At 34.5% G+C, this 26,586-nt stretch carries 28 protein-coding genes; 19 read left to right on the top strand and 9 right to left on the bottom strand.

Annotated elements, in window-relative coordinates; all coding sequences use genetic code 11:
- Nucleotides 1–2: 2 nt before the first annotated feature.
- Nucleotides 3–1,463: an Asp-tRNA(Asn)/Glu-tRNA(Gln) amidotransferase subunit GatA gene (gene gatA, locus HMPREF1208_RS06405; RefSeq protein ID WP_016425527.1), complete on the top strand. Its 1,461-nt coding sequence runs from the start codon at nt 3–5 to the stop codon at nt 1,461–1,463.
- A gap of 13 nt (nt 1,464–1,476) precedes the next feature.
- Nucleotides 1,477–2,904: an Asp-tRNA(Asn)/Glu-tRNA(Gln) amidotransferase subunit GatB gene (gene gatB, locus HMPREF1208_RS06400; RefSeq protein ID WP_016425526.1), complete on the top strand. Its 1,428-nt coding sequence runs from the start codon at nt 1,477–1,479 to the stop codon at nt 2,902–2,904.
- A gap of 154 nt (nt 2,905–3,058) precedes the next feature.
- On the opposite strand, the gene HMPREF1208_RS06395 is transcribed toward gatB, so the two are convergent.
- A complete protein-coding gene (locus HMPREF1208_RS06395) occupies nt 3,059–3,265 on the bottom strand; it encodes a hypothetical protein (RefSeq protein WP_016425525.1) in 207 nt (68 codons plus the stop codon).
- A 357-nt stretch (nt 3,266–3,622) separates the two neighbouring features.
- On the opposite strand from HMPREF1208_RS06395, the gene HMPREF1208_RS06390 reads away from it, so the two are divergent.
- The 3 genes from HMPREF1208_RS06390 to HMPREF1208_RS06380 all read left to right on the top strand — a co-directional run bounded on the left by HMPREF1208_RS06390 (nt 3,623) and on the right by HMPREF1208_RS06380 (nt 6,701).
- Nucleotides 3,623–4,555 carry a diacylglycerol kinase gene (locus HMPREF1208_RS06390; protein WP_016425524.1) on the top strand — a complete coding sequence of 311 codons (933 nt, stop codon included), beginning with the start codon at nt 3,623–3,625 and terminating at the stop codon, nt 4,553–4,555.
- A gap of 154 nt (nt 4,556–4,709) precedes the next feature.
- Nucleotides 4,710–6,071, top strand: coding sequence for a 23S rRNA (uracil(1939)-C(5))-methyltransferase RlmD (rlmD, locus tag HMPREF1208_RS06385; RefSeq protein WP_016425523.1), 1,362 nt, complete (start codon nt 4,710–4,712; stop codon nt 6,069–6,071).
- 75 nt (nt 6,072–6,146) lie between these two features.
- Complete coding sequence (locus HMPREF1208_RS06380; protein ID WP_016425522.1) at nt 6,147–6,701, top strand: metalloprotease family protein; 555 nt, start codon at nt 6,147–6,149, stop codon at nt 6,699–6,701.
- 171 nt (nt 6,702–6,872) lie between these two features.
- Here the strand turns inward: HMPREF1208_RS06380 and HMPREF1208_RS06375 are convergent, their stop codons facing one another.
- Nucleotides 6,873–7,226, bottom strand: coding sequence for an SdpI family protein (locus HMPREF1208_RS06375; protein WP_016425521.1), 354 nt, complete (start codon nt 7,224–7,226; stop codon nt 6,873–6,875).
- Nucleotides 7,227–7,515: 289 nt separating this feature from the next.
- Here HMPREF1208_RS06375 and dinB point away from each other — a divergent pair, with 289 nt between their 5' ends.
- Nucleotides 7,516–8,586: a DNA polymerase IV gene (gene dinB, locus HMPREF1208_RS06370; RefSeq protein WP_016425520.1), complete on the top strand. Its 1,071-nt coding sequence runs from the start codon at nt 7,516–7,518 to the stop codon at nt 8,584–8,586.
- Here the strand turns inward: dinB and HMPREF1208_RS06365 are convergent.
- Together HMPREF1208_RS06365 and HMPREF1208_RS06360 are read right to left on the bottom strand one after the other, a co-directional pair.
- Nucleotides 8,581–9,141, bottom strand: coding sequence for a 3'-5' exonuclease (locus HMPREF1208_RS06365; protein WP_037559172.1), 561 nt, complete (start codon nt 9,139–9,141; stop codon nt 8,581–8,583). The two genes, dinB and HMPREF1208_RS06365, sit on opposite strands and share 6 nt — an antisense overlap.
- 229 nt (nt 9,142–9,370) lie before the next feature.
- Nucleotides 9,371–9,874 carry a ferritin gene (locus HMPREF1208_RS06360; protein WP_016425518.1) on the bottom strand — a complete coding sequence of 168 codons (504 nt, stop codon included), beginning with the start codon at nt 9,872–9,874 and terminating at the stop codon, nt 9,371–9,373.
- 195 nt (nt 9,875–10,069) lie between these two features.
- On the opposite strand from HMPREF1208_RS06360, the gene HMPREF1208_RS06355 reads away from it, so the two are divergent.
- From HMPREF1208_RS06355 to HMPREF1208_RS06335, 5 genes are all read left to right on the top strand, one after another.
- Nucleotides 10,070–11,389, top strand: a complete 1,320-nt coding sequence (locus HMPREF1208_RS06355) for a Mur ligase family protein (protein ID WP_016425517.1) — start codon at nt 10,070–10,072, stop codon at nt 11,387–11,389.
- Nucleotides 11,382–12,107 (top strand): type 1 glutamine amidotransferase, encoded by a 726-nt coding sequence (locus tag HMPREF1208_RS06350; protein ID WP_016425516.1) that lies wholly within the window; start codon nt 11,382–11,384, stop codon nt 12,105–12,107. Before HMPREF1208_RS06355 ends, HMPREF1208_RS06350 begins: the two co-directional genes overlap by 8 nt.
- Nucleotides 12,108–12,374: 267 nt before the next feature.
- The gene (locus HMPREF1208_RS06345; protein WP_016425515.1) at nt 12,375–13,499 is read left to right on the top strand and encodes a Gfo/Idh/MocA family protein; all 1,125 of its coding nucleotides are present in this window, start codon (nt 12,375–12,377) and stop codon (nt 13,497–13,499) included.
- Between the two features lie 36 nt (nt 13,500–13,535).
- A complete protein-coding gene (locus HMPREF1208_RS06340) occupies nt 13,536–14,984 on the top strand; it encodes an MFS transporter (protein ID WP_016425514.1) in 1,449 nt (482 codons plus the stop codon).
- 101 nt (nt 14,985–15,085) lie between these two features.
- Nucleotides 15,086–16,225, top strand: coding sequence for an exo-alpha-sialidase (locus tag HMPREF1208_RS06335; RefSeq protein ID WP_228480296.1), 1,140 nt, complete (start codon nt 15,086–15,088; stop codon nt 16,223–16,225).
- 383 nt (nt 16,226–16,608) lie between these two features.
- Here HMPREF1208_RS06335 and HMPREF1208_RS06330 read toward each other — a convergent pair whose 3' ends face one another.
- Nucleotides 16,609–17,607 (bottom strand): FUSC family protein, encoded by a 999-nt coding sequence (locus HMPREF1208_RS06330; protein WP_016425511.1) that lies wholly within the window; start codon nt 17,605–17,607, stop codon nt 16,609–16,611.
- Between the two features lie 97 nt (nt 17,608–17,704).
- Here HMPREF1208_RS06330 and map point away from each other — a divergent pair, with 97 nt between their 5' ends.
- The 5 genes from map to vraR all read left to right on the top strand — a co-directional run bounded on the left by map (nt 17,705) and on the right by vraR (nt 21,326).
- Entirely contained in the window at nt 17,705–18,466 is a 762-nt protein-coding gene (gene map / locus HMPREF1208_RS06325; RefSeq protein ID WP_016425510.1) for a type I methionyl aminopeptidase, read from the top strand.
- A 97-nt stretch (nt 18,467–18,563) separates the two neighbouring features.
- Entirely contained in the window at nt 18,564–18,953 is a 390-nt protein-coding gene (locus tag HMPREF1208_RS06320; protein ID WP_016425509.1) for a hypothetical protein, read from the top strand.
- Between the two features lie 12 nt (nt 18,954–18,965).
- Nucleotides 18,966–19,667 (top strand): cell wall-active antibiotics response protein VraT, encoded by a 702-nt coding sequence (gene vraT, locus HMPREF1208_RS06315; RefSeq protein WP_016425508.1) that lies wholly within the window; start codon nt 18,966–18,968, stop codon nt 19,665–19,667.
- Entirely contained in the window at nt 19,664–20,707 is a 1,044-nt protein-coding gene (gene vraS, locus HMPREF1208_RS06310) for a sensor histidine kinase VraS (RefSeq protein WP_016425507.1), read from the top strand. The genes vraT and vraS overlap by 4 nt, the downstream gene beginning before the upstream one ends.
- Entirely contained in the window at nt 20,697–21,326 is a 630-nt protein-coding gene (gene vraR, locus HMPREF1208_RS06305) for a response regulator transcription factor VraR (protein ID WP_016425506.1), read from the top strand. The genes vraS and vraR overlap by 11 nt, the downstream gene beginning before the upstream one ends.
- A 54-nt stretch (nt 21,327–21,380) precedes the next feature.
- Here vraR and HMPREF1208_RS06300 read toward each other — a convergent pair whose 3' ends face one another.
- The 4 genes from HMPREF1208_RS06300 to HMPREF1208_RS06285 form a co-directional block, all read right to left on the bottom strand.
- The gene (locus HMPREF1208_RS06300) at nt 21,381–21,953 is read right to left on the bottom strand and encodes a beta-class carbonic anhydrase (protein ID WP_016425505.1); all 573 of its coding nucleotides are present in this window, start codon (nt 21,951–21,953) and stop codon (nt 21,381–21,383) included.
- 32 nt (nt 21,954–21,985) lie between these two features.
- The gene (locus HMPREF1208_RS06295) at nt 21,986–23,245 is read right to left on the bottom strand and encodes a YihY/virulence factor BrkB family protein (protein WP_016425504.1); all 1,260 of its coding nucleotides are present in this window, start codon (nt 23,243–23,245) and stop codon (nt 21,986–21,988) included.
- A 290-nt stretch (nt 23,246–23,535) separates the two neighbouring features.
- Entirely contained in the window at nt 23,536–23,823 is a 288-nt protein-coding gene (locus HMPREF1208_RS06290) for a YtxH domain-containing protein (protein WP_016425503.1), read from the bottom strand.
- A gap of 7 nt (nt 23,824–23,830) precedes the next feature.
- A complete protein-coding gene (locus HMPREF1208_RS06285) occupies nt 23,831–24,289 on the bottom strand; it encodes a low molecular weight protein-tyrosine-phosphatase (protein ID WP_016425502.1) in 459 nt (152 codons plus the stop codon).
- Nucleotides 24,290–24,421: 132 nt separating this feature from the next.
- On the opposite strand from HMPREF1208_RS06285, the gene HMPREF1208_RS06280 reads away from it, so the two are divergent.
- The 3 genes from HMPREF1208_RS06280 to HMPREF1208_RS06270 are packed head-to-tail and all read left to right on the top strand — an operon-like array spanning nt 24,422 to nt 26,418.
- Nucleotides 24,422–24,625 carry a DUF1128 family protein gene (locus HMPREF1208_RS06280; protein WP_016425501.1) on the top strand — a complete coding sequence of 68 codons (204 nt, stop codon included), beginning with the start codon at nt 24,422–24,424 and terminating at the stop codon, nt 24,623–24,625.
- An 18-nt stretch (nt 24,626–24,643) separates the two neighbouring features.
- On the top strand, nt 24,644–25,876 hold the full coding sequence (locus HMPREF1208_RS06275) for an aminopeptidase (protein ID WP_016425500.1): 1,233 nt from the start codon (nt 24,644–24,646) through the stop codon (nt 25,874–25,876).
- A gap of 20 nt (nt 25,877–25,896) precedes the next feature.
- Entirely contained in the window at nt 25,897–26,418 is a 522-nt protein-coding gene (locus HMPREF1208_RS06270; RefSeq protein ID WP_016425499.1) for an acyl-CoA thioesterase, read from the top strand.
- The last annotated feature ends 168 nt before the right edge of the window (nt 26,419–26,586 follow it).

Genomic DNA, 26,586 nt, shown 5'->3' with positions numbered 1-26,586 from the left:
ATATGAGCATCCGTTATGAGTCTATTGAAAATCTGCAAAAGATGATCAAGGAGAATCAAATTAAGCCTTCAGAAATTGTGAAAGATATTTATCAAGCAATCGAAGAAACTGATCCTACAATCCAATCATTTTTAGCATTAGATAAAGAAAATGCAATTAAAAAAGCCGAAGAATTAGATGAATTACAAGCGAAAGGCGAAATCAACGGTAAATTGTTTGGTATTCCTATGGGGATCAAAGACAATATTATCACAGAAGGTCTTGAGACAACTTGTGCAAGTAAAATGTTAGAAGGCTTTGTACCGATTTATGAGTCTACAGTGATGAAAAAACTCCATCATGAAAATGGTGTGTTAATCGGTAAGGTCAACTTAGATGAGTTTGCTATGGGTGGATCTACAGAAACGTCGTATTTCAAAAAAACTGTTAATCCATTTGATCATAAAGCGGTACCTGGTGGTTCTTCAGGTGGTTCAGCAGCAGCAGTCGCAGCTGGTTTGGTACCATTCACATTAGGAACTGACACAGGGGGCTCTATTCGCCAACCTGCAGCCTACTGTGGTGTCGTTGGTTTGAAACCAACTTACGGTCGTGTTTCTCGTTACGGTCTTGTCGCATTTGCCTCTTCGTTAGACCAAATCGGCCCAATTACAAGAAACGTGAAAGATAATGCGCTTGTTTTAGAAGCTATCGTTGGTGAAGACGAAATGGATTCAACAAGTGCTCCAGATGGATCAACTGACTTTACATCAGAAATTGGTCAAGATATTAAAGGAATGAAAATAGGTCTACCTAAAGAATATATCGGCGAAGGTGTCGACCCAGAAGTCAAAGAAGCGGTATTGAAAGCGGCAGAAACGTTCAAATCTTTAGGTGCAATCGTTGAAGAAGTATCATTACCTAGAACATCTTATGGGATCCCTTCTTACTATGTGATTGCCTCAGCGGAAGCATCATCTAACTTAGCACGTTTTGATGGTATTCGCTATGGTTACCACTCTAAAGAAGCCCAAACATTAGAAGAATTATACAAACTTTCAAGAAGTGAAGGTTTTGGTCAAGAAGTAAAACGTCGTATTTTATTAGGTACGTATGTATTAAGTTCAGGCTATTATGATGCCTATTATAAAAAAGCACAAAAAGTCCGTACATTAATCAAACAAGATTTTGAAAGTGTATTTGAAGACTATGATGTTATTTTAGGACCTACAACACCAACTGTCGCATTTGATATTGGAGCTGAAATCAACGATCCATTGACAATGTACGCAAACGATTTGTTAACTACGCCTGTCAACTTAGCAGGGTTACCTGGTATCTCTATACCTTGTGGTTTAGCAGAAAATGGTCGTCCTATCGGTTTACAAATTATTGGTAAGCCATTTGATGAAAAAACAGTTTACCGTGTGGCACATCAATACGAAACGCAATTTAATTTACACGACCAATATCAAAAATTATAAGGAGTGGCAATCAATGCATTTTGAAACAATAATCGGACTTGAAGTCCATGTTGAATTGAAAACAGACTCAAAAATGTTTTCGAATGCACCAGTAGCATACGGTGCTGAGCCAAATACAAACACAACCGTGATCGATTTAGGTTACCCTGGTGTCTTACCAACGGTTAACCGTCGTGCAGTGGACTGGTCAATGCGTGCAGCGATGGCCTTAAATATGGAAATTGCTACAGAATCTAAGTTTGACCGTAAAAACTATTTTTATCCAGACAATCCAAAGGCCTACCAAATCTCTCAATTAGATCAGCCCATTGGAGAAAATGGTTATATTGATATTGAAGTGAACGGTGAAACAAAACGTATTGGTATTACAAGATTGCATATGGAAGAAGACGCAGGGAAATCGACACATAAAAACGGCTACTCACTTGTTGACTTAAACCGTCAAGGGACACCACTTGTAGAAATCGTTTCAGAACCTGATATTCGTTCACCAGAAGAAGCATATGCTTATTTAGAAAAATTACGTTCTATCATTCAATATACAGGCGTATCTGACTGTAAAATGGAAGAGGGTTCATTACGTTGTGATGCGAACATCTCTTTACGACCATACGGACAAGAAAAATTTGGTACAAAAGCCGAATTGAAAAACTTGAATTCATTTAACAATGTTCGTAAAGGTTTAGAATATGAAGTTAAACGCCAAGAAGAAGAACTCTTAAATGGTGGCGAAATTCTACAAGAAACACGTCGTTTCGAGGAATCAACAGGCAAAACAATCTTGATGCGTGTTAAAGAAGCATCAGATGATTATCGTTATTTCCCAGAACCAGACATCGTGCCATTGTACATTGATGAAGACTGGAAAGCGCGTGTTCGTGCTTCAATTCCTGAACTTCCAGATGCACGTAAAGATAAATATGTAAAAGAATATGGTTTACCTGAATACGATGCACACGTTCTAACATTAACAAAAGAAATGTCTGACTTCTTTGAAGAAGCAGTCGCTGAAGGTGCAGAAGTGAAGCTCATTTCAAACTGGTTAATGGGCGGAGTTAATGAATATTTAAATAAAAACCAAATTGAATTACAAGATACAGCACTTACACCAACGAATTTAGCAGGCATGATCAAATTGATTCAAGATGGTACGATGAGTAGCAAAATTGCGAAAAAAGTATTCCCTGAATTAGCTAAAAATGGTGGGGATGCTAAACAAATCATGAAAGATAAAGGCCTAGTTCAAATTTCAGATGAAGGTGAAATTCTTAAATTTGTTCAAGAGGCAATTGCAAATAATCCACAATCTGTTGAAGACTTTAAAAACGGAAAAGGAAAAGCGATGGGCTTCTTAGTAGGTCAAATCATGAAATTATCTAAAGGACAAGCTAATCCACAATTAGCAAACCAATTGTTAAAACAAGAATTAGAAAAGCAATAAAGGTTTAATTTAATATAACAAACGGGACTGGGTTTTTATGCTCAGCCCCGTTTTTTCTATTTAAAAATAGACTTCCTCAAGTAGAAACGTATCTATCTAAATTTTTAGTCTAAAAATCATAAATGTCCTATCTACTAAAAAAATGATTGTTTGTTTATAGATTCTTTTTAAAAAGCATATATACAGCATACACAGATGTATTAACAAATAATGGCACTAAACAATAAGCAAAAATGACAAAAAAATCTCCATCGGCTTTCAAAATAAAGAAAAACAATATAAGTGAGAAACAGCTAATTATCAGGCCTAAAAAAGGTAAGCTTCTTATATAAATATCTAAATTTTCTTTTGCTTTTTTCACTAGGTTACCTCCGAATAATCATTTCACTGCAAAAATTCTTAAATAATATTTATATACAAAAAAATATATGATTATAGGTTGTTAATCAAATAAAATCGTAAGTATAAAGTGGCTTAAAATGATTAATTTTGAAGTAAAGGTTAATCATAAATAAATGCTTTAAATGCATAAAAATAGTTAGATAAACTCCATCCAAATACATTTAACATCATCGCTAATTGTCTATGTATCAGGGAAGCAATAGAGGCTCAGTCGCTACTTTGAATAAATTTGATTAAATTTAAACGTTTTTAGCTTTCAATACAACAATGTTTACTATAATATAAGTTGTGAGTACTGAAAAATTGAGGGATAGAAATGAGAAAACGCGCGAGAATAATTTATAATCCTACATCAGGAAAAGAAATGTTTAAACGAGCTTTGCCTGACGTACTTGTTAAAATGGAACAGGCTGGTTATGAAACAAGTGCCTATGCCACGCAAAGGGTAGGCGATGCAACGGAAGAAGCTGCGCGAGCTATAGATGCGCATTATGATTTGTTAGTTGTTGCAGGTGGTGACGGGACTTTAAATGAAGTCGTGAATGGTATTGCCGAAAAACCACAACGTCCCAAACTTGGATTGATTCCTATGGGAACGGTTAATGACTTTGGAAGAGCGCTTCATCTACCTACAGATATATTTGAAGCGGTCGATGTCATTTTGGAAGGCAAAACAGTTCAAGTCGATATTGGAAAAATGAATAGTCGCTATTTTATTAATTTAGCAGGTGGCGGTAAAATCACAGAAGTTTCGTACGAGGCACCTAGCAAGTTAAAATCAATAGTTGGCCCATTTGCATATTACATTAAAGGATTTGAAATGTTGCCACAGATGCATGCGGTTGATGTCCGAATTGAATATGATTCACATGTTTTTGAGGGTGAAATCATGTTATTCCTACTTGGATTAACGAATTCGATGGCAGGATTTGAAAAACTAGTGCCGGATGCCAAATTAGATGACGGTAAATTTACTTTATTAATTGTGGAAAAAGCAAATTTAGCTGAACTCGGTCATATTATGACTTTGGCTTCTAGAGGGGAACATATTAAACATCCAAAAGTACACTACCATAAGGCACAGTCGATTAATATTTCCTCGTTCAGCGATATGCCATTAAATGTAGATGGTGAGTACGGGGGTCAGTTACCGGCGAACTTTTTAAACTTAGTCCGTCATATCGAGGTCTTTTCGCCAGGGCAAGATCGCAATGAATTACTGATTGACGAACCGACGCAGTCTGAATAAAATGGATAAAGTGTCACCATCGTATCGTGTTATACTATCTTGATGAAACAACACATCAACGTGGGGTGGAATTTTAAATCTAGTGTTAGATTTGATTCCACTCCTTTATCTTTGGTTAAAAGAACTTCTAATTCGAAAAAGTGAGTTGAATAACATGGATTTAGTTAAAAAAAATGAAGTTTATGAAGGGGAAGTTGTGGATCTCACACATGAAGGGCATGGTGTAGTCAAAAAGGAACGTTATCCAATATTTATTCCACAAACTTTAGTCGATGAGAAAATAAAATATAAAGTTATTAAAGTTAAAAAGAATTTTGCGATAGGGAAGTTAATAGAAGTTCAATCACCGAGTCAAGACCGTGTCGAACCGCCTTGTGTCTATTATCAACAATGTGGCGGGTGTCAATTACAACATCTTTCTTATGAAGCGCAGTTGGAGATGAAAAGAAAACAAGTGATTAATCTTTTCCATCACAAAGGGAAGATGACGCATGTGCCTATTCATCCTACAGTTGGAATGGAGCACCCTTGGCATTATCGTAATAAGTCACAAATTCCTGTAGGTGCGGGACGTCACAATGAAGTCGAAATGGGTTTTTATCGTCAACGCAGTCATCAAATTATTGATATGGAACAGTGTCTCATTCAATATGATGATCAAAATGAAATGATGACTATGGTGAAAGATTTATTAAAAAAATATCACATCGCGCCTTATGATGAACAACAACATAAAGGATTAGTCCGTCATTTAGTTGTTAGAAAAGGCTATTATACACAAGAGATTATGGTTATCTTTGTGATAAATGGGACGAAACTTCCATATCAAGATGAAATTGTAGCGGCATTAACACAAAAATTTAAAAATATAAAAAGTATCAAGTTGAACTTTCAACGCGATCGATCCAACGTGATTATGGGAAAAACATCTCGAACAATCTATGGTCAAGAAATCATTGAAGATCAATTGGAACAGCTTACTTTTGAAATTGGAGACTTGTCTTTCTATCAAATTAATGTCACACAAACACAAAAGTTATACGCGAAAGCACTCGAATATGCAAAGTTAACAGGTCGTGAAACGGTACTAGATGCGTATTGTGGCATAGGGACAATTGGCTTATTTATGGCACCGCATGCGAAACATGTGTATGGGGTAGAGGCGGTACCTGAAGCGATTGAAGATGCGCAACGAAATGCACAAAAAAATCATATTTCTAATACGACATTTGTTGCGGGGACTGCTGAAGATGTTATCTTGAAGTGGCAGAAAGAAGGTATTCAACCCGATGTTGTTACGGTCGATCCCCCTCGTAAAGGCTGTGACGCAACATTTATTCAGACTTTGAATCAACTTGCACCTCAACGCATTGTCTATGTCTCTTGTAATCCAAGTACGCAGTTAAGAGATATCGAAAGTCTTACCAATCAATATGAACTAAAAGAGATAACGCCAGTAGATATGTTTCCGCATACAACACATGTTGAAACTGTGGCACTTTTAGAAAGAAAATAGGGCTTTAGTCGCTACAACTGTATACAATTGTAAGTTATAATAGAGATAACAGATACATCATAAGAGGGTGAATGCATGTATAGAATTGACCTTTTTCATAATAGGCAAGTGATGAAGCGCTTCTTATTGCTTCAGGTTATAGTTGTGTTAGCTTTTATTGTATTGAGTTATAAATGGGCGATGATTGTCACTACAATTCAAGAACAACGCTTTTTTACAAATATAATTATTGGTATTTTAGGGTTTTTGGTTATCGTTTGTTTTCATGAGGGGATGAAAACATTACTTTTTAAGATGATTTCAAATGAGCAATCACGTTCTTATCAACTGAAAAACGGTGTACTTTTAACATTTTTGCCTGAGTATTTCTTTAATCGAATTACGTTTTTAACGGTAATGTTACTGCCATCCGTTTTAATTTGTTTATTGTTATTTGTTATTTTCATCAACCTGCCTTATACATCTGTTATATTTGTTTTTGCGATTTACATGGGTTATTGTTTAATTTCTTTTTACCTTGTTTTTATCGCGTTGAAAGATAAAAAAGCACAGTATTTTGAAATGACAGAAGATGGATTAATATTATATCAACAGAAGCCAACACACTATACTCATAAAATGAATGATTAAAATCTTCGATGATAAATGCACATGTGAAGATCAACAATCGACCACACTAAAACGAACGGCATGTCACAGTGCACCGTTCATTAAAGTGTAGTCGATTTTTATTATGAAATGAGTTATAAAGTCAGCTGGTCTAACATCATTATCTAGGGAATTTGGATGCTAAAAAGGTGTTTATTTTTGCTGTGTCTTAGCAAATTTTCGTACTTTAATCTCTGTTGTAATAACGATGATAAGAGAGATGAAGATAATTAGAAAAGCTTGAATGATGATTGACATTTCTTGAATAAAATGAAGTAAATCATAAATCAACCAGCCGATGCCGATGATGAGTGAAATCATACTGATCTTGAAAAAATCCTTTAAAGATTGGCGCTGAGCAAATAGCCAAATTTCAGTGGATTTAAATGTTGTAGGTGTTCTAAAACCAATCCATAAGTTGGGTTGATCACCAATATGATTCTTTAGCGCATGGTGCATTAATTTTATAATGAGTAAATAAATCAAATTGATGGCTGTTAATAGCATAGGTTTACATCTCCTTTGTGAGGTAGGCTGTATTGTTGCTAATCTCTTTTATTATAGTATTTTTTAGCAACTTATAGCATAATTATTTTTGATAATTGAATAATTGGGGTTAATTTGTTTTTGCAATATTAAATGTTTTGATGTAGCTATAATCATATTTGTCTGAGTAAATGGAGCGCGATTTTTACGAGTTAGATTTAAACATCAATCAAATTGATAGAACAAAATGAATCTGTCCGTTTAAATTAAAGCATGTGAAGGAAAGCGATGGATGAGAGGAGGGTGTTATATGAGTGAGCGTCGTATTATTCATATTGATATGGATTTCTTTTTTGCACAAGTGGAAGTACGTGACCATCCGAAATTACGAGGAAAGCCCGTTATTGTGGGTGGGAAAGCAAGTGGGCGGGGTGTGGTTTCTACAGCATCTTATGAAGCTAGAGCTTTTGGTGTACATTCAGCCATGCCTATGGCGAGAGCGCACCAGTTATGCCCGGACGGTTATTATGTTACGCCGAGATATGAAGTGTATCGAGAAGTTTCCCAACAAATTATGGATATATTTAAAAGTTATACAGATCAAGTGGAACCTTTGTCTTTAGATGAGGCTTTTTTAGACATTACTGACTTAGTACGCCCCGACCTTCCTGCATCACGTATTGCTCAATTTATACGTCGAGACATTTATGAGAAAACGAAGCTGACTTCAAGCGCAGGTGTCTCATATAATAAATTTCTTGCCAAATTAGCCAGTGGTATGAATAAACCCAACGGACTCACAGTTATTGATTATGACAATGTACATGATATTTTAATGGGGTTAGATATCGGTGATTTTCCAGGTGTAGGGAAGGCCTCAAAAGCGAAGATGCAACAACATGATATTTTTACTGGAAAAGATTTATATCAAAAATCAGAAAGAGAGCTTGTGCAACTTTTTGGAAAGAAAGGGCAACATCTTTATGAGCGTGTACGGGGTCGTGATCAGAGAAGTGTTAAATCAGAGCTGATTCGGAAAAGTGTGGGGGCAGAACGTACTTTTTCAATCGATACGAATGATGACGAAGAGATATTACAAAAAATTGAAATGCTGTGTGATAAAATTGCTGAGCGACTTGAAAAATTGAATCAAGCGGGGCGAACTGTGACAGTGAAAATTAAGACGGACCGCTTTGAAAATTATTCCAAACAGCGAAGTTTAAATACACCGGTCAGAGAAGCGGAAGACATTTATCAAGTGGCTTACGAACTTTATTATGAGCTTAAAGAAGCAGATACGCCGATTCGATTAATCGGGGTCACAGTCGGTAGTTTGCAAGATGCGTTTTTTCGAAATATGACCATTTATGATTATTTATAATGAATCTTTATCGGTCAGTTGCTTACCGTAAATTTGAAGCACATTTTCTAAACTTGGATAGTGTTTTAAAAGGCGATAAGTAATCATGGCACATGCTTTAGCATCATTTAAAGCGTCATGGTGCCCATGAAAGTCCAATTTAAAATGTGACATCATATGTTTAAGGCCGTGTCGTTTAGAAGCAACAGTACGTTTTGATAATTGATAAGAACAAAAGTAAGTCATTGGAGGCGTTTGCATATTTGCAGCTTGAATGCTAGCATGCAATACAGACATATCAAACGCAGCATTGTGCGCGACAACAGGTAAATCATCTATAAATTGCATCATATAAGGATACACATATGCAAAATCAGGTGCATCTTGTACATCATTTTGATGAATACCATGTATTCTAATATTTTGTGGTGAGAAATAATCTTTCGGATTGACCAATGTATAAAACGTTTCAGTCAGCTGATTATCAACCACTTTGACCATTCCCACTGAACAAATGCTTGTTCTTTTATAATTGGCAGTTTCAAAATCGAGTGCTACAAAGGCATTAGTCGCCATGTCATTCAACTCCGTTAAAAAAGATATATAAATATTAACATAATCTAAGAAATCATAAAAATAATTTTCATAATGATAGATTGCATGATGAATATAAATAAGACATCCATCAAAACGATAGCGTAAAGATGGATGTCTCATTTAATTTTAAAAGTTTCGCATGATAAAAAATACAAATCGTTGTTTAACAGCAACCGACTTTGCTGAATATAACTGATTTTTATTTCAATTATGCTTGGTCATTAAATCGACGTGAAGCTAATTCTTTTTCGTATAAATAAAGCGTATTTGCATCATCACCAATACGTTTTAAATAATCGATATGCGTTTCAAACATTGCTTCTTCTTCAACTTGTTCATCTAAGAACCAGTTTAAAAATGAAATTGTCGCATAATCTTTTTCTTCACGCGCGATTTCAGAGAGTTCATAAAAATGTTTTGTGACATGTTGTTCTTGTTTGAGTCCATCTTCAAATGTTTCAAGTATAGAATTAAAGTCAACTTTAGGTGCATTCAAGTCGCTGAATACCGCTTTTTCACCGCGATCATTGATGTAATCATAAATCTTTTGACCGTGGAAACGTTCTTCTTTAGCTTGTTCTATATAGAAATTTGCAAAGCCCTCATAAGAATGATAGTCACAATATGCAGCCATAGCCATATACGCATGAGCTGCAAAGTATTCATGATTCATTTGTTGATTTAAAGCATCTAGTAATTTTTGATTTAACATAAAAGTCACCCCATTGTAAGATTGTGCCCCACAGACATTTTACCCTTTTTCAATCATTGATGCAAAAATGCAATTCGAGTGGGTGACTATAAATATATCCTAAAAATAGGGGCGTTAATCTATCATCGTTTAATTTATTTTGTAAAATCGCGCGTCATGGTATAATGTTTTAAGTAAATTGGAGGAGAAAGTGCTATGAGACAATGGACAGCAATTCATATGGCAAAGCTTGCCAGAAAAGCAAGTCGTGCAACAGGCCGAAAAGGGACAGATTTGCCAGGTCAAGTTGCGAGAAAAATTGATAAAGATATTTTACGTAAATTAGCAGGTCGTGTTGATGAAGTTGTATTTGTGAGTGGCACAAATGGTAAAACGACGACCTCTAATTTAATCGGTCATACATTAAGAGCGAATAACATTGAGATTATTCACAATAATGAAGGTGCAAACATGGCAGCTGGTATCACTTCAGCTTTCATTGTTCAATCTTCAAATCAAACAAAAATTGCAATTATAGAAATTGACGAAGGCTCAATACCACGTGTTTTAAAGGAAATGACGCCAACGAAAATGGTTTTTACTAATTTTTTCAGAGATCAAATGGATCGTTTTGGAGAAATTGATATTATGGTGAACGGTATTATTTCAGCGATTCAAGGTAAAGGTATTCATCTTTTATTAAATGCAGATGACCCATTCGTCAGTCGTTTGAAAATTGCGAGTGATCATGTCACATATTATGGCATGAAAGCACATGCGTATACATTTGAACAGTCTACGATGAATGAAAGCCGATACTGTCCGAGTTGTGGGGCGCTTTTAAACTATTCCCATATTCATTATAATCAGCTAGGACACTATACATGTCGATGTGGTTTCAATCGTCAAACTCCGAAATACGAAGTGAAATCATTTACAATTAATCCTTTTATTAAAATGAATGTTAATGATGCGACATTCGACATGAAAATAGCTGGGGATTTTAACGCGTATAATGCGTTAGCAGCTTATACAGTTTTAAGAGACCTTGGTTTAGATAATGATGCTATTAAAAAAGGCTTTGAAACATATACGTCTGATAATGGTCGAATGCAGTATTTCGAAAGTGGTACAAAAAAAGCCCTCATTAATTTAGCTAAAAACCCTGCTGGTATGAATGCTTCCATTGCGATGGGAGAGAAATTAAATGAATCGAAAGTATATGTAATCAGCTTAAATGATTTTGCGGCAGATGGTAAAGATACATCATGGATTTATGATGCGGATTTTGAAAAGTTAAGCGAGCAAGAAATTGAAGCGATTATTGTGACTGGGGCAAGAGCGGAAGAATTACAATTACGCTTAAAAATTGCGGAAGTAACTGTTCCAATTATTCTTGAAAAAGATATCTATAAAGCTACAGCAATGACTATGAATTATGAAAGTTTTACAGTTGCGATTCCAAACTATACGTCTTTAGCACCAATGCTTGAACAATTAAATCGCTCGTTTGAGGAGGATGAGCCTAATGCATGAGTTAACGGTTTATCATTTTATGCCAGATAAATTAAATTTATATAGTGATATTGGTAATATTATGGCGCTCAAATATCGAGCAAAACAAAGAAATATTCAACTTCACGTCGTAGATATCAACGATACAAGTGATATTGATTTATCAAAAGCGGACCTCTTTTTTATCGGAGGTGGCAGTGACCGAGAACAAAGCTTAGCGACTGAGTCATTGCGCAAAATAAAAACAGAGTTGAAGACAGCCATTGAAGATGGGATGCCAGGATTGACAGTTTGTGGTGGATATCAATTTTTAGGAGAAAAATATATTACACCAAGCGGTGAAGTACTCGAAGGTTTACACATTCTTGATTTTTATACAGAGGCGAATCAAGAGCGATTGACAGGGGACATTGTAATCGAAAGTGAGACTTTTGGTACGATTGTAGGTTTTGAAAATCATGGTGGACGTACGTATCATCAATATGATGCGCTAGGGACTGTGACTTATGGTTATGGTAATAATGATACAGACAAAAAAGAAGGTCTACATTATAAAAATTTATTAGGAACCTATTTACATGGTCCGATTTTACCAAAAAATCATGAGATGACGGACTACTTATTGAAAGCTGCTGCAGAACGAAAAGGTATTCCGTTTGAACCCCTTCATGTTGATAATGCTGAAGAAGAACAAGCTAAACAAGTATTAATAGATCGAGCGCGTAAAAATAAAAGTTAAAGTTTTATATAATTTAAACTATGTTTTAAAAAAGAAGCCAGTAAATGTTTTCATAAGAATTCATTTACTGGCTTCCTAATTATATATGAGACAATTATAGATAAAAAACAGGAAATTTCTGAAATATAAATTAATATTTACCTATTAATAAAGATAAATTCCGGCTTGGATTGAAACACCTTTCAAAATTTTAATAAATATTGAAATATAATTCTATTCAATGTATATTTTTGGAAAGGCTTACATCTATTTGAAAGGGGTTTTAGTATGTCGGAAAAAACTATTGGATACGGTATTGTCGGAACGGGTTATTTTGGTGCTGAACTTGCAAGAGCAATGAAAAAAAACAAAGGGGCTAAGATTATTTCTGTTTTTGACCCGAAAAACGGAAAGGAGATTGCTAAAGAATTAGAATGTAAACAAGCTCATCATTTAGATGAATTAGTGACTGATAATGAAGTGGATTGCGTTATTGTAGCTACACCTAATCATCTTCATAAAGAATCTGTATTAAAAGCAGCAGAGAATAAGAAGCATGTCTTTTGTGAAAAGCCAATAGCTTTAAATTATAAAGATTGTGTTGAAATGGTAAATGCTTGTAAAAAAGCAGGCGTGACATTTATGGCGGGTCATATTATGAATTTCTTTAATGGCGTTCGTCATGCTAAAAATCTTATAAATCAAGGTGCTATTGGGGATATACTCTTTGTTAAAACAACACGAAATGGTTGGGAAGAAGCTCAATCAAATATTTCATGGAAGAAAATGAAAGATCAATCAGGTGGTCATTTGTATCATCATATTCATGAATTAGATTGTGTTCAGTTTATTATGGGAGGATTACCAGAAAAGGTATCGATGATTGCATCTGATATCGCACATCAAGGAGATGAATTTGGTGATGAAGATGATTTTATATTAATGAATTTAGAATTTTCTGGTAACAGATATGCTCACTTAGAATGGGGTTCGGCATTTAGATGGGGTGAGCATTATGTAATGATTCAAGGTACAAAAGGGGCAATAATGCTTAACTTATATGACACTGGAGGAACTTTGAAAGTAAATGGCGAGGAAACACATTTTCTAATTCACGAAACACAAGAAGAGGATGATAACCGTACTCAAATATATCATGGAACAGAAATGGATGGTGCTATACAGTACGGCCATCCTGGAAAACGAACACCTTTATGGTTAAATACTTTAATTCATAAAGAAATGGAATTTTTTAATAATGTTTTACATGGTGAAGAGGTCACTAGTGAATATTTGAAACTTTTAGACGGGACTGCTGCTGAGGAAGCAATTGCTACAGCTGATGCTGCAACATTATCAAGTGTAGAGGATAGAAAAGTTGCGTTAAGTGAGATTATAGAAAAATCAATATAAAGTTTTATATTAATCATTTTGAAGGTTGTGTTAGAAATGGAAGTCAAAAAAATTACAAGCGCAGATGATAACAAAATGACTGCAATAAAAGTTGATGCAAAACCTTTTGGAATCAAAGATAAAATAGGATATATGTTAGGTGATATTGGTAATGATGCTATTCTAGGTTTGGTAAATAGCTTTTTAATGATTTATTATACAAATGTATTAGGAATTGCTGGTGGTATTGTAGGAATATTATTTATGATTTCAAGAATTATTGATGCATTTGCTGATATTTCTGTAGGAAGAATGATAGACATTGCGGAATTGACGCCTGAAGGCCGGTTTAAGCCATGGATTAGACGAATGAAGTATCCTTTTTGCTTGATTTCATTATTACTTTTCTTACCTTTAGTCAATGATTGGAATGACGTTTCTAAGATTATTTATGTTTTTGCTACTTATTTGATTTTTGGGGTTGTATTATCGGCTATTAATATACCATATGGTTCTATGTCAGCAGCAATTAGTGACCATCCGGATGATCGTGCAGCCTTATCGACATTTAGAAGTGTAGGGGCAGCTATTGGTATGTCTACAACTGGATTTCTAATTCCAATATTTATATACAAAACAAATGAACATGGTGAAAAAACAATTTCAGGAATGAGATTTTTTATAATTGCTTTAATTTGCTGTAGCATTGCATTTGTGGTCTATATAATTATCAATAAAATGCTAGTAGAACGTGTACAGATTAAGAAAAAAGAAAAAGTAACTATCGGTCGTTTGTTAAAAGGATTATTTACGGATCGTGCAATTTTGATATTAATTATCGTTGATTTTTTTGTAGTACTTACACAAATTTTGTACGGCACAACTACAACATACTTATTTAATGATTATTTCCATAATCCAAAAGCAATGTCAGTAGCAATGTTATTTAATTGGGGAACAGTTATTTTAGTAGCAGCACCTACAATTTATTTTGTCAGAAGATTCGGAAAGAAAGAGGTCACAATGGTAGCACTACCTTTTTCTTCACTAATGTTTTTCATACTCTTTTTCTTGCATACAACGAACCCATGGGTGTACGTATCATTAATGTTTTTTGCAACAATAGGATACTCAGTTTTCAATGTTATTGTTTGGGCGTTAATTACAGATGTTATTGATGCGCATCAGTATCACACAGGTTTACGAGAAGATGGTACAGTCTATGGTTTGAATTCTTTTGCTAGAAAAGTAGCGCAAGCATTTTCAGGAGGAATCGGGGGACTTATGTTAGCAGTAATCGGCTATCAATCTTCTACAAGTGGAGGAGTAATGCAATCAGCAATTGTTCAAGAAAGAATTTATATGCTTTCTAACTTATTACCTGCCGTTCTTTTTTTAGTGGCGGCGCTAATTTTAATATTTGGTTATCCTATGAATAAGAAAACCACTGATAGAATTGCTAGAGAATTAAGAGAAGAACGAGAAAGAACTGAAGTGAACATTTAATGAAATATTTATTTAAGTTTTCTTTACTTTTGTTGATATCTTTATTATTGAGTATGTTTTTGATAACTAATATAAATGCATTAGCGAAGGATAAAGTTACAATGGATAAAGATATTTTTACTGCAGGAGATGAAACCCAAGCAAATTATTTTAGAATTCCTGTGTTATATACATTAAACAATGGAAATATTATTGCTAGTGCTGACGCACGTTATGGTGGTACTCATGATGCTAAGAGTAAAATTAATATTGCAACATCTATAAGTGAAGATGGTGAAACTTGGTCTTCTCCAAAATTAGCTTTGCATTTCCAAGATTATGAAAATCAATTAATTGACTGGCCTAGAGATAATGTGGGTAAAAACAAGCAAATTCAGGGCAGTGCTTCATTTATCGATTCTGCTATAGTACAAGACAAAAAGACTAATACAATTTTTTTAATGGCTGACATGATGCCAGCAGGTGTAGGCAATAATAATGCTTTAAAAAATGATTCAGGGTTTAAAAAAATAAATGAAAATTATTATTTAAAATTAAAATTTGAGAATGACAATAATTATGACTATTCCATCAGAGAAGATGGTTTAATATTTAATGATAAGCAACAAAAACCAACTGAATATAAAGTAGATGAGAATTATAATATTCTAAAAAATGGTGAGTATCAGTACGTAACTCAATATTCAGTGAGATTTAATGGTAATGAACTAAAAGAGTATCATAATGGCAAGAAAGTTAAAATGAATATTTTTTATAAAGATTCTATTTTTAAAGTAACACCTACGAATTATTTAGCTTACACAACAAGTGATGATGGAAAAAACTGGAATCATCCAATGATTTTACCGCCATTTTTAGGATTGAATCATAATGCAACGTATTTAAGTCCAGGTCAAGGTTTAGCAACATCTAATGGGCGGTTAATATTTTCATCATATACAAGTCAAGGATTAATCTTTATATACAGCGATGATCATGGTTACACATGGAAGTCTACAAAAGCAGAGCTACCTTTTAAAAATGCAACTGTTGAAGCGCAAATGATTGAATTGAAACCAGGTGTAATAAAAGCGTTTTTACGAACTACTACAGGTAAAATCGGTTATATGACAAGTTATGATCATGGTAATACATGGGACAAAGTACGATATCTTAATCAAATAAAACAAACTAGATACGGGACACAACTGTCAGTAATAAAAGCTTCAAAAAAAGTTGAAGGTAAAGATGTAATAATTTAAAGTTCACCGAATTCGACTACAGGAAGAAATAATGGTCAAATATGGATAGGCTTTGTGGAAAATGGTTCAAATGATATAGACTGGGTTAAACATAAAGAAGTAAATAATGCAAATGATGGTTATTCCTATTCTGCACTAACCGAAACTAAAAACTCTAAAATTTTACTGTTATATGAAAAATATGATTCGTGGTCTAGAAATCAATTACATTTAAAAAATACGATGAAATACCGGATATATGATTTTGAAGATTTGGTTTTAAATTAATTTTAAAAATTAATTGTAATAAAAATATATTAAAAAGTGATTTTAACTAATTTTAGTTAAAATCACTTTTTATTTATTGGTAGTTTTTAGTATTAAATAGAAATACATCAGCCATGTTAATTCACTTTATAGCGCAACAGTAAAATACGATATATCAACAATATCTCATAAATGGTATGACTTTTAACTTGGTTTTGATCAAAGTCATTTAAACTTTTAACTGAGTTTTTAAGTGTTGTAGCTGCCTTTCTTTCAGGCATAAGCGTTCCGCACTTAAAAATTTGATCAATACGTTGAGAGATTGTAATAATAGCGATTTTTTCGTCATGACTAAATAGCATCATCGCATCTTTTGGTAAATAGATGATGTTGGATAAATGGGTAATCATCAATCGATTTTCATGTGCACGGTTGGTCAGTTTACGAAGACGCAACCATTCTTCAGAGTGATTTCTTTCTTTGTGATATTTCAATTCATCACGTTGATAACCTAGAAGTTCTTCGATACGAGTGTTTAACACATGAAGTGCTTCGACTGCTTTATCACTTTTATCGGATTGAAATAAACCTAACATGAGTTCTTTCATCCGTTCATCAAATAGATGATATATTTCTCTTTCAGATTTTTCGATTAAGGCATCAATTTGATTGTAATATTTGGGAGGCATGATCACAAAGTTGACCAATCCAGCCGTGACCAAGCCAATAATTGCAGTAAGTAAGCGAGAAAAAAAGTTGAATGTATAATTGTCGTGAATATCTGGAATCATCGCAAGTGCGGTTAAAGTGGCAACGGTCACACCAACATGTAAATTAAATCTGATACATAATAAAATGGTAAGTGTCGCGGTCAAACCATACGTAAACGCTGAATCATCGCCTAAAAAATATGTACAGACGACAGCGATAAATGCGCCCATTACTGTGGCGGGAAGCCTCTTATAACCTTTTCGAATGTAAGCTTTAACGGTGGGTTCTATTGTCACAACTGCTGATAAAATAGCGAAGATGGGGTTTAGATTCAGTGATAAGCAAAATAATGCAGTTAAAAAAGTTGCTAAGCCGGTTTTGATTGTGCGGGCACCTACTAAATTTTTATACCATTTATCCTTCATAATTCAAAATCTCCTGTTCCATAGTTCATTATTAGTATATCAAAAAATTTTTGTTATAATAAGGACTGTATAAATTTTTAAAAGGAACGGGATAAAAATGATAGTAAAAACTGACGAAGAATTACAAGCTTTAAAAGAAATTGGTGCAATCTGCGCAAATATTAGAGATACTATGAAAGCAGCAACAAAACCAGGAATTACAACGAAAGAGCTAGATAATATTGCGAAAGATATGTTTGAAGCTTCAGGTGCGATTTCTGCGCCGATTCATGATGAAAATTTTCCTGGCCAAACTTGTATTAGTGTGAACGAAGAAGTCGCACATGGAATTCCAAGCAAACGTGTGATCCGTGAAGGAGATCTTGTAAATATTGATGTATCTGCATTGAAAAATGGTTATTATGCAGACACAGGTATTTCATTTGTCGTAGGCGAGACAGATCAAGAAATTAAACATAAAGTATGTGAAGTCGCTCAAGAAGCATTTGATGCTGCCATGAAAAAAGTAAAACCAGGCGCAAAGTTAAGCCAAATCGGGAAAGCTGTTCATGCGACAGCGCGTAAAAATGATTTGAAAGTCATTAAAAACTTAACAGGTCATGGTGTAGGTGAATCTTTACATGAAGCACCCGCACATGTTTTAAACTACTTTGATCCTCAAGAAAAAACGTTGCTCAAAGAGGGTATGGTACTTGCAGTCGAACCTTTTATTTCATCAAATGCAATTTATGTTACAGAAGGTAAAAATGAGTGGGCGTTTGAAACTAAAGATAAAAGTTTTGTTGCGCAAATTGAGCATACGGTAATCGTCACAAAAGATGGACCGGTATTAACAACAAAAAGCATCGATGCTGAATAGATTGAGACTTAAGTCTTAAATAGAAATGGTTCTGTAGCCTATTCCTTAAGGCGCAGGACCATTTTATAATAGGGGTAACATATGAGGTGATTTGATTATGGTACAACTATTAAGAGCCTATTTTGAAAGATTTTTTTACGAACTTTATCATCAAGTATTCAGTCAATATTTAAACCACTTAGATTTGAAAATACACGATATCGACCAAGCATTATATTATATGCAGCATAAAAAAGTGCAGTTACAGTTGATGATTGACAGAAGAACAATTGAATTAGAAAATAAATATATCGATCTGATGGATCAACATCATATTCAATGCGCAAAAAATATTTATGGCGTTGATATTAATACAATTAAAGATGATTTGAACGAAATTGAAAAAGAGTATGCACAATTGGAGTCATTTTATCAACAGTTGAATGAAGATAAAAATTACGTAAAGAGGGAATGTGATTTACTTCAATTATTGTTGCGTGCATACTAGAAAGGTGGAAATATGACACAAAAATATATTTCGACCGAGTTGCTCATTATATTTACTGCTCTAATGATTATAGCCAATTTTTACTATATCTTTTTTGAAAAAATCGGCTTTTTATTTGTGTTATTACTCGGTAGTATTTTAATGTATGTCGGTTATATTTATTTTCATAAAGTGCGTGGATTGCTTTGTTTTTGGATTGGGACGTTAATGATTTTATTTACATTACTGTCCAATAAATACACGCTGATTATTTTATTTATTTTTATTATCATCGTAGCGGTACGTTATATTATTTATAAACGTAAACCTTTAGAAATATTATCTACGGATGATGCGACTGAAAAACATAGTTTTATTAAACAAAAATGGTTTGGTGACCAAAAAACACCGGTTTATGTGTATAAATGGGAAGATTTGCAAATTCAGCATGGCATGGGTGATATCGTAATAGACATGACAAAAGCGGCCAATTTAAAGATGCAAAACCATGTTGTGATTCGCCATATTGTAGGTAAAGTACAAGTCATTGTTCCTTTAAATTACAATGTAAAGTTAAATGTTTCTGCCTTCTATGGTAAAGTGACGCTCGACCGCCAACAATGCAAAATCGAAAATGATAACATCCAGTTAACTTCACAACATAAAGCTGAAAATTATACGGTTAATATTTTCGTCTCAACATTTATAGGTGATGTTGAGGTGGTTTATCGATGAACCATTACGTTCGTGCCATAGGCTCAATGTTGATTTTAGTCTACAGTATGTTTACTGCTTTTTTCTTTATTGATAAAGTCTTTACTAATATCATTTATTTTCAAGGCATGTTTTATACCCAGATTTTTGGGATTCCCGTATTTATCTTTTTAAATTTAATCGTTATCTTTCTTTGTATCATTGTAGGTAGCGTACTTGCCTATAAAATCAATCAACAAAATGATTGGTTGAAGCAACAAATTGAACGTGCATTTGAAGGGGAAACAGTAGGGATCAATGACCAACATATCGAATTATATAATGAGACGATTGAACTGTATCAAGCCCTTGTTCCTTTGAATCAAGAACTTCATAAAATGCGTATTAAAACTCAAAATTTAACGAACGAATCTTATAATATGAACGATTTGAAAGTGAAAAAAATAATTGAAGATGAGAGACAACGGTTGGCTAGGGAATTACACGATAGTGTGTCCCAACAACTCTTTGCGGCAAGCATGATGTTATCCGCGATTAAAGAAACAGAGTTAACCCCACCACTCGATCAGCAAATTCCAACTTTAGAGAAAATGGTCCAAGATTCTCAGTTGGAGATGCGGGCGTTATTGTTACATTTGAGACCGATAGGACTTAAAGACCGCTCGTTAGGTGAAGGTATTAAATCATTAGTTACAGATCTACAAAGAAAAGTTCCAATGAAAGTTGTACAAGAAATTGACGAATTTGAAGTGCCAAAAGGGATAGAAGACCACTTATTTCGAATCACTCAAGAAGCCATCTCTAATACATTACGTCATGCTAAAGGGAAACAAGTTACTGTCGAATTGATCAATCGTGAAGACTATTTATTGTTGCGTATTCAAGATGACGGTATCGGTTTTAATGTAGATGACAAATTAGAGCAAAGTTATGGACTTAAAAATATGCGTGAACGTGCAATAGAAATCGGGGCAACCTTTCATATCGTTTCATTGCCAGACGCTGGGACGAGAATAGAAGTAAAGGCACCACTTGATAAGGAGGTACATAATGACAATTAAAGTATTATTTGTAGATGATCATGAAATGGTTAGAATTGGAATATCTAGCTATTTATCTACGCAACCGGATATTGAGGTTGTAGGGGAAGGGGCTTCAGGGAAAGAGGCTATTCAAAAAGCACATGAACTTCATCCGGATTTAATTTTAATGGACTTAGTGATGACAGACATGGACGGTGTTGAAGCGACAACACAAATCAAAAAAGACTTACCACATATTAAAGTGGTCATGCTTACAAGTTATATTGAGGATAAAGAAGTTTATCGTGCCTTAGATGCAGGTGTCGATAGTTATATTCTTAAAACGACAAGTGCAAGTGATATTGCTGAAGCGATACGAAAAACAAGTCAAGGCGAGTCTGTATTTGAAGCAGAAGTCCTTGTGAAAATGCGCAATCGCATGAAACAAAGAGCGGAATTATATGAGTTACTGACAGAGCGTGAAATGGAAATCCTATTATTGATATCAAAAGGGTATTCAAATCAAGAAATCGCAAGTGCTTCACATATTACGATTAAAACAGTGAAAACACATGTGAGTAATATTTTAAGTAAATTAGAAGTGCAAGATCGTACGCAAGCAGTGATTTATGCCTTTCAACATGGATTAATTGAATAATATAGAAAGTGGGACAGAAATCGATTTGACTTCTGTCCCGCTTCTTTAATAGCATTAGATTGAATTTTTCCCATAGCCATCATGGACGAGATCTAACGCACCCGTGTGCGGATCAATGACTAATCCATGAACAGGTACTTTCTTGTCAAATAGGGGATGGGAATAAATCATTTGTATATTCTTTTTAACATTTTCATAAACGTCATCAAAGCCTTTTAAAAAGTTAGGAACGTCAATGCCAGAGTGTTCTAATATATCAAACGTTTTTTGATCGACACCTCTTTGTTCCATTGTATTCATAACGGCGTCGACATCAATATTCCCCATACCACAATCTTTATGCCCCATAATAATAATTTCTTCAGCACCAAGTGCATAAATACCAACAAGTAAACTACGCATCGTTGAACCATAAGGATGACTAATTGTAGCACCAGCATTTTTAACGACTTTTAAATCCCCGTTTGTAAAACCAAGTGCTTTTGTCGATAAATCTTGTAAACGTGTATCCATACAAGTCAGCAATACAGCTTTTTTAGATGGCGTTTTACTTGTACTATATTGTTCATAAGCTTTGCTTGCCACAAAGTCTTTATTATATTTTAAAATTTGATTTAATAATGTCACCCTAAGCGCCTCCAATGTGTTTCAAATCCGTCTTATTTATCGTCAGTTGTTTTAATATGCTTTGAACGTCCAGTGTGTGAATGTTCAACTTTTTCAGATTCTGGATCTACTGATGATTGTTCATCTTGATTTTGATGTTGTTCAAATTTATCTGATTGTGTCCCGTAGTTGTTGTACGCAGTTGCTAAATCTTCTTCTTTTTGAGCTTCAAGTTCATCATACGTTTCTTCTTCAGGTGTTTTTCCTTTAATCACTTTACGTTGATGTACAATCGCATTCACTTCTGCTCCGATAATTAAAATGAAGCCCGTGATGTATAACCAAAGCATTAAAACAATGACACCACCGATACTGCCATAAGTTTTAGAGTAGTTCCCAAAGTTTGAAACGTAGAAACCAAAAGCAAGTGTACCTAAAATCCATGCAACTGTTGAAAATAACGCCCCAGGGAGTACGGATTTTAATTTGATTTTCACATTAGGTGCAACGGTATATAAAATCATAAATACAATAAATATGACTAATACGGGTAACGCTGTTCGAATAAGACTAAATACCCAGCGCACTTGATCGTCTAAACCGAGTGGCCCAAATAACAAGTTCCCGATTTGTTGACCAAAAGTAAATAGAACGAGTGTGACAGGTAGGGTAATTCCAATGAGTAAAGTGAAAAATACCGCTAATGCCTTTGATACGATAAAGTTACGATTATCTTCAACATCATATGCGACGTTAAAAGAATTCATTAACGCAGTGATACCGTTCGAAGCTGTCCACAAAGCCAAAATTAAACCGACTGAGAGCAATCCGCCACTAGCATTGCCCATGACATCATTAATGATACTCGTAATGATGGAGGCTGTATCAGCAGGCGCTTTATCTTTAATTTGATCAATAATTGCTTGTCGATCGATATTGAACATTGGAACTAAAGATAAAATAAAGATAAGCATTGGGAACAATGAAAGCATGAAATAATATGCCAACTGTGCTGCGAGACCAGAGGCATCATCTTTTCCTATACGATAAATCAAATAACTCACAAAATTAGGGCGGTCAGTATATTTTACTGGTTTGTTTATTCTTGAGACAAAGAAGGTTTGGTTGTCTTTTGATGCTTCTTTAGATTGAAACTGTTGAGGTTTAACATAAATGCGGTCTTCTTCAATTTCACCTTTTGCATCGCCTTTACGATTAGGATGCTGCCCCTCATTTTTAGAGTGATGCTCATTTGAGAACTTACTTTTCACCTCATCTACAATGCTTTTTGATTTTTCTTCGTTTTTTGACATATCGAAGCTCCTTCTTTTGATATTAAAAAAGGCAATCTCTGAGTACATTCTAAAAGAATGCATTGAAATTGCCCATGATAAGAGCGTAACGCCAACGAACTGTACATCTTTTACGGCATAAAGCGCGTGAGCAACCATAATCCATCAACAAATAAGTGAAACTCAAACTTCTTTTAACTTGTTGTTATCTCGCTATCGTAGCTCATACGTTCATAACGTTGACATGCGGTATTGAAGTTGACGTGAATCTGCTGTGCTCTTATCCCCGCTTATTGTTTAAAAGCATTTACTTATAAACCAATTTGTTTATTGTTTTTACGTTCAACAAATGTATCTTTAGCTTGACGTAATGAACGTTCTAATTCTGGATTGTTACGACGAATTTCATCAATTGTATCTTTCCAATAGAAGAACTCATCTTTTAATTCTCCAAATTTAGAAGGTTCGCTTGAACGTTCACCTGTTTTAATTTGATGAACTGATGATTTAAGTGAACGACGTGTATTTTTGTCAATCAATGCAATCGCTCCACCAATTGTAGCGCCAATTAAAATCCCCGGTAATAATTTGTTTTGCATAATGTTGTTACTCCTTTCGCGTATCCTGAATAATATAGTCTATTAAATGATCACAAGAAGATTGTATCATCTCATAGACACCTTCAAAATTATTTGTGTAATATGGGTCAGGCACATCTGTTTCTGTCATATCACTAAACTCTAATAATTTAAATAACTTCCCTTTAAGATGAGGATTAATTTTTTTAATATTATCTACATTACTTTGATCCATTGCAATAATGTAGTCAAAATCATCTTGTGTTGTAAATAATTCACTAATCATACCATCGAATGGGATGTCGTGCGCATTTAAAATTTTTTGGGTACCCTCATGAGGGGGCTCTCCTAAATTCCATTTGCCCGTACCTCTTGAGTATACTTCAATGTTGTCAATATTGCGATCTTTAAGGCGTTGGCGCATAATTGCTTCAGCCATTGGAGATCGACAAATATTGCCTAAACATACAAAAGCAACTGTTGTCATGTAGATAACCTCCGTGTCCTAATCTATATGCCCATTTTAGCTGTTTTTAAAACAATACGAAAGTAATTCTGTTAAAAATTTTTCAAACATTCGTCACTTTGATAAAATATTGTAGACGAAAGGATGGTCATCATGTCAAAGACAATTGAAGAAATGATTATAGAAATACGCAATCGATTAAACTTAGTCAATCCAGGTTTAATTGATCCGGATAACTACAGCGAATCCCATCGCGAAGATATAGAAGATATTTATGCTTTTGTAACAACGAAAAAGGATTTTACACCTCGTGAAATGTCTGGTATTACGGAGGCATTGGGTGATATAAGAAAATAGACAATTGGGGGTATTTTAATGGCAATTGAAGAAAGATTACAACAATATGCAAAATTACTCGTCAACGTTGGAATGAACGTTCAGAAAGGGCAACCCGTGTTTATCAGAACAACAGTTGAGGCTGTAGATTTTACGAGACGTATCGTAGAAGAAGCTTATCTTGCAGGTGCTTCTGACGTCAGAGTGAAATACGCCGACCCACAACTCAAACGTTATGCATATGAATATGAACCAGCTTCATTTTTTGAAAAAGATGTGAAGGCCTATGATGTAGAAGAGCGTATGGATTATGCGAATCGTGGTGCAAGTAACTTAGCACTGATTACTGAAGATCCTAATTTATTGAATGGAATAGATACGAATAAATTAAAAGCCGCTCAATTAAATCATAGTCATGCTTTTAAACCGTATATGGTGGAATCACAAAAGAATGCATTTCCTTGGGTGGTAGCTTGTTATCCATCAGAAGCATGGGCGCAGCGAGTTTATCCAGATTTAGAGCCACAAGCTGCTTTTGCGAAGTTTTTAGATGATATATTGAATATCGTCAGAGTCGACGGGAATGATCCGATCGCCAATTGGGAGCAACATACACAATTATTAAAAGAGAAAGCCGATTACCTTAATGATAAAGCTTATGATGCACTTCATTTTATCTCTGAAGGTACAGATTTAGTCGTTGGCTTGGCGAAAGGCCATATTTGGGAAGATGCAACGAGCTATACACCTGATGGCCAAGCATTTATCGCTAATATTCCAACTGAAGAAGTCTTTACAGCGCCTGATTGCCGACGCGTGAATGGCACGGTTTCGAATAAATTGCCTTTAAGTTATAATGGTACAATTATTGATGGCTTTAAACTGACATTTGAAGAAGGTCGTGTCGTTGATTTTGAAGCGGTAGAAGGTCAAGAAGTGCTTGCCTCTTTATTAGATACAGATGAAGGTGCACGTCGCTTAGGTGAAGTGGCTTTAGTTCCTGATGATTCACCGATATCTAATCGTAATACTATTTTTTATAATACATTATTTGATGAAAATGCCTCTTGTCATATCGCATTAGGTGCAGCTTATGCATTTAACCTTAAAGGCGGTACAGAGATGACGAGCGAAGAATTAAAAGCACATGGCTTAAATGATTCACTGAAACATGTTGACTTTATGATTGGTAGTCGTGATTTGAATATATATGGCGTTAAAGTAGATGGATCTGAAGAGTTAGTTTTCAAAGATGGAAATTGGGCAAATTGATATAAAAAGAGGTTTAGAATATGACAAATGTAGAAAAAAGAGCAATGAAAGATTCAAAAGTATATAAATCTAGACAAGTATTTCCGACGGATACAAATCACCTAGGCACGCTGTTTGGCGGTACGATGATGGCCAATATCGATGAGATTGCTGCAATTTGTGCGATGAAGCATGCAAATAATACCGTTGTCACTGCTTCAACGGATTCTGTAGACTTTTTAAAACCGATTAAAAATGGCGATATCATGACTTATATCGCTATGGTGTCATATGCCGGCAGTTCTTCGATGGAGATTTGTGTTCAAATTATGATTGAAGATATTCATAATAATAAGCAAGAGTTAGCGGCATTAAGCTTTTTAACATTCGTTGCATTGGATGAAGATGGCAAACCTACAAAAGTACCTGACATTTATCCAGAAACTGAAGCTGAAAAATGGTTTCATGAAACAGCTGAAGTGCGTGTGAAACGTCGTAAAGAAAGAAGAAAAGAAAGCAAAAAAACATTACAATTTATTTCTGACTTAAAACGTAAACAGTAAAAACGATTAATTTAGAGTTGCATCAGTCCCGATGGAATGTCGTTTTAGACTGATTTAAATACAAAATTTGAAGCGTAATTGAAAAATACGTGTAGCGTTGAGTTAAAAAAGAGGCAAAGATGATTTACAGAAGTGACCCTTCTACTTTTGTAAACACATCTTTGCCTT

The organism is Staphylococcus sp. HGB0015 (genome assembly GCF_000411275.1).
Taxonomy (GTDB): domain Bacteria; phylum Bacillota; class Bacilli; order Staphylococcales; family Staphylococcaceae; genus Staphylococcus; species Staphylococcus schleiferi.
Note: the sequence above shows the minus strand (reverse complement) of the source record. Positions and strands in the feature narration are given on the sequence as shown.

Bases quoted from the DNA above. Each gene is read 5' to 3' on its own strand.
- gatA (WP_016425527.1), top strand. From the start codon at position 3: ATGAGCATCCGTTATGAGTCTATTGAAAATCTGCAAAAGATGATCAAG.
- gatB (WP_016425526.1), top strand. From the start codon at position 1,477: ATGCATTTTGAAACAATAATCGGACTTGAAGTCCATGTTGAATTGAAA.
- HMPREF1208_RS06390 (WP_016425524.1), top strand. From the start codon at position 3,623: ATGAGAAAACGCGCGAGAATAATTTATAATCCTACATCAGGAAAAGAA.
- rlmD (WP_016425523.1), top strand. From the start codon at position 4,710: ATGGATTTAGTTAAAAAAAATGAAGTTTATGAAGGGGAAGTTGTGGAT.
- HMPREF1208_RS06380 (WP_016425522.1), top strand. From the start codon at position 6,147: ATGTATAGAATTGACCTTTTTCATAATAGGCAAGTGATGAAGCGCTTC.
- HMPREF1208_RS06375 (WP_016425521.1), bottom strand. From the start codon at position 7,226: ATGCTATTAACAGCCATCAATTTGATTTATTTACTCATTATAAAATTA.
- dinB (WP_016425520.1), top strand. From the start codon at position 7,516: ATGAGTGAGCGTCGTATTATTCATATTGATATGGATTTCTTTTTTGCA.
- HMPREF1208_RS06365 (WP_037559172.1), bottom strand. From the start codon at position 9,141: ATGGCGACTAATGCCTTTGTAGCACTCGATTTTGAAACTGCCAATTAT.
- HMPREF1208_RS06360 (WP_016425518.1), bottom strand. From the start codon at position 9,874: ATGTTAAATCAAAAATTACTAGATGCTTTAAATCAACAAATGAATCAT.
- HMPREF1208_RS06355 (WP_016425517.1), top strand. From the start codon at position 10,070: ATGAGACAATGGACAGCAATTCATATGGCAAAGCTTGCCAGAAAAGCA.
- HMPREF1208_RS06350 (WP_016425516.1), top strand. From the start codon at position 11,382: ATGCATGAGTTAACGGTTTATCATTTTATGCCAGATAAATTAAATTTA.
- HMPREF1208_RS06345 (WP_016425515.1), top strand. From the start codon at position 12,375: ATGTCGGAAAAAACTATTGGATACGGTATTGTCGGAACGGGTTATTTT.
- HMPREF1208_RS06340 (WP_016425514.1), top strand. From the start codon at position 13,536: ATGGAAGTCAAAAAAATTACAAGCGCAGATGATAACAAAATGACTGCA.
- HMPREF1208_RS06335 (WP_228480296.1), top strand. From the start codon at position 15,086: ATGGATAAAGATATTTTTACTGCAGGAGATGAAACCCAAGCAAATTAT.
- HMPREF1208_RS06330 (WP_016425511.1), bottom strand. From the start codon at position 17,607: ATGAAGGATAAATGGTATAAAAATTTAGTAGGTGCCCGCACAATCAAA.
- map (WP_016425510.1), top strand. From the start codon at position 17,705: ATGATAGTAAAAACTGACGAAGAATTACAAGCTTTAAAAGAAATTGGT.
- HMPREF1208_RS06320 (WP_016425509.1), top strand. From the start codon at position 18,564: ATGGTACAACTATTAAGAGCCTATTTTGAAAGATTTTTTTACGAACTT.
- vraT (WP_016425508.1), top strand. From the start codon at position 18,966: ATGACACAAAAATATATTTCGACCGAGTTGCTCATTATATTTACTGCT.
- vraS (WP_016425507.1), top strand. From the start codon at position 19,664: ATGAACCATTACGTTCGTGCCATAGGCTCAATGTTGATTTTAGTCTAC.
- vraR (WP_016425506.1), top strand. From the start codon at position 20,697: ATGACAATTAAAGTATTATTTGTAGATGATCATGAAATGGTTAGAATT.
- HMPREF1208_RS06295 (WP_016425504.1), bottom strand. From the start codon at position 23,245: ATGTCAAAAAACGAAGAAAAATCAAAAAGCATTGTAGATGAGGTGAAA.
- HMPREF1208_RS06290 (WP_016425503.1), bottom strand. From the start codon at position 23,823: ATGCAAAACAAATTATTACCGGGGATTTTAATTGGCGCTACAATTGGT.
- HMPREF1208_RS06285 (WP_016425502.1), bottom strand. From the start codon at position 24,289: ATGACAACAGTTGCTTTTGTATGTTTAGGCAATATTTGTCGATCTCCA.
- HMPREF1208_RS06280 (WP_016425501.1), top strand. From the start codon at position 24,422: ATGTCAAAGACAATTGAAGAAATGATTATAGAAATACGCAATCGATTA.
- HMPREF1208_RS06275 (WP_016425500.1), top strand. From the start codon at position 24,644: ATGGCAATTGAAGAAAGATTACAACAATATGCAAAATTACTCGTCAAC.
- HMPREF1208_RS06270 (WP_016425499.1), top strand. From the start codon at position 25,897: ATGACAAATGTAGAAAAAAGAGCAATGAAAGATTCAAAAGTATATAAA.